1 protein-coding gene and 1 pseudogene are annotated in these 1,728 nt (G+C 41.6%); both read right to left on the bottom strand.

Features of this window, described 5'->3' with window-relative positions:
- Positions 1 to 620: pseudogene (locus tag H6S82_RS32045) on the bottom strand (transglutaminase domain-containing protein); the annotation flags it as partial.
- On the bottom strand, positions 617 to 1,728 hold a 1,112-nt coding region (locus H6S82_RS32040; RefSeq protein ID WP_191057408.1), incomplete at its 5' end, for a DUF58 domain-containing protein. The pseudogene H6S82_RS32045 and the gene H6S82_RS32040, both read right to left, overlap by 4 nt.

Here is a 1,728-nt window from a genome sequence, read left to right as displayed (position 1 = left end):
TACCATGTCGCCACCCGGTCTTCTATGGTAAGATGGAGTTGATGCAATCCCAGTTGTCCGATAAATCCAATACTTCCAGCAGTTAGAATGAAACACAGCCAAAGCATCGGCGAAAATCGTTTATACCGGACTGACCAAAGTGCGATCGCTAACAGCACAAACATCCCAATATAAAAATAAATATCCCTAACATTGGCGTTACTAGCTGCTAAAATACAAATAGCGAGATAGAGATAGCTGATATTAATGGTAAATCGTTTATTTTTGTTCGTTTCTTCTTCGTTGAATAAAAGAAAAAGTGTCGTTATATCAATTTTTTCTTCCAGCGAGTAACTTTGAGTAGCCAGCAGTGGGAACGAGACAACCGGAAGCCACTGGAAAAGAGTATAGACGAAGTAAAAAGTGGGATTTTGAATCAGCAGAAAAATAGATATAAAAATTAGAACAATCAGACATAAATTCGCTATGCGACGCACATCAGCTTTGGAGAAATCCCACCGCCAGGAAATGAAGCGAGAACCTTCGATAAGGATAGCCATCGGTATGGCAAAAATCCACATTCCCGTTTGCCAACCCCAAAAGATTAAACCTGCACCCAGCAGAAGCATTGGTGTTTTCATAACTGCATTAATTCCTCTTGGATTTTGCCTAAGTTTAAGATGCGGAAAGTTGCCATTCCATCTGGCATTGATTCGCGATCGAAGTTGTTTGTTTTATCTGCATCTGTTAAAATTAAGACTAAACTATGAATACCCATCCCACTCAGATAATTAACTAACCTTTTTCGGTCATCATCCCAACAGAGGAAGATGCAGATACAGCCACTCAATAGCGAAACCCTCTCCATCACTACAGGAATAATCGCATCAAAAGATTTATCCCGACAAGCGACAACAGAAGCGAGAATTTCCAGCATTTTGTCGGTATGACTCAAGCCTCTACCAAAGGTAAAACAATAAGCTTCGTGTCCGACGAACATCAAATCTAATAAGGATTCTTGAGTTTGCACTTCGCAGGCTAAAGAAGCGGCTATTGCTATTGCTTCTTCTAAGATTTGACTATACTTAACGCTTTGAAATGTATCTAAAATCAGCGCGTGGCGGACAAAAAATTCATCTTGTTCTTCTTTGACAATTGGTTTACCAACTTTCGCCCAACTTTTCCAGTGAATTTTTCGCAGGGAGTCTCCCGGACGATATTCTCGCAAAGACCGAAATTCCTCTGAATCTCCCACCGATGAAGCTAACGCCACACCACCAGATTGATATCTCCTCGCGCCGGGAAGTTTAATCGGTGGTACGTTGTATAATTTGGGCAAAACTAACAAAGATTGCGGTAAATGATTGGTTACACAAGCATTGAATAAACCAAAAACATCGGGTCGAATAACTGTTAAATCAGCAAACCGAATCACGCCTCGATAAGCAGGTGCAATCTCATAGACGATTTCGGTTTTACTGTTGGGTGGAAGCGGAGGTAAATCTATCGCTTTCGCTGTCGCTACTCGTTTCCTCGCAATCAACCACACCCAGCGATAATATCCCACATATCTATCAAAAGCATTCCGTTTTTCTTCTTCAGGTTCCGGTGTGGCGATAAATTCTGGAAAAGTGGGACGGGGGTCGGCAAAACTTTCCAATAATTGCAGGTTGTTTTGGATTTTGTTGGTTTTGTTGTGAATGACAATGCGGTACTTGAGGTTGACGCCAACTGTTGCGAATCGGGGGA

Origin of the sequence: Planktothrix sp. FACHB-1355 (assembly GCF_014748295.1) — a bacterium.
GTDB lineage: Bacteria > Cyanobacteriota > Cyanobacteriia > Cyanobacteriales > Aerosakkonemataceae > Aerosakkonema > Aerosakkonema funiforme_A.
Note: the sequence above shows the minus strand (reverse complement) of the source record. Positions and strands in the feature narration are given on the sequence as shown.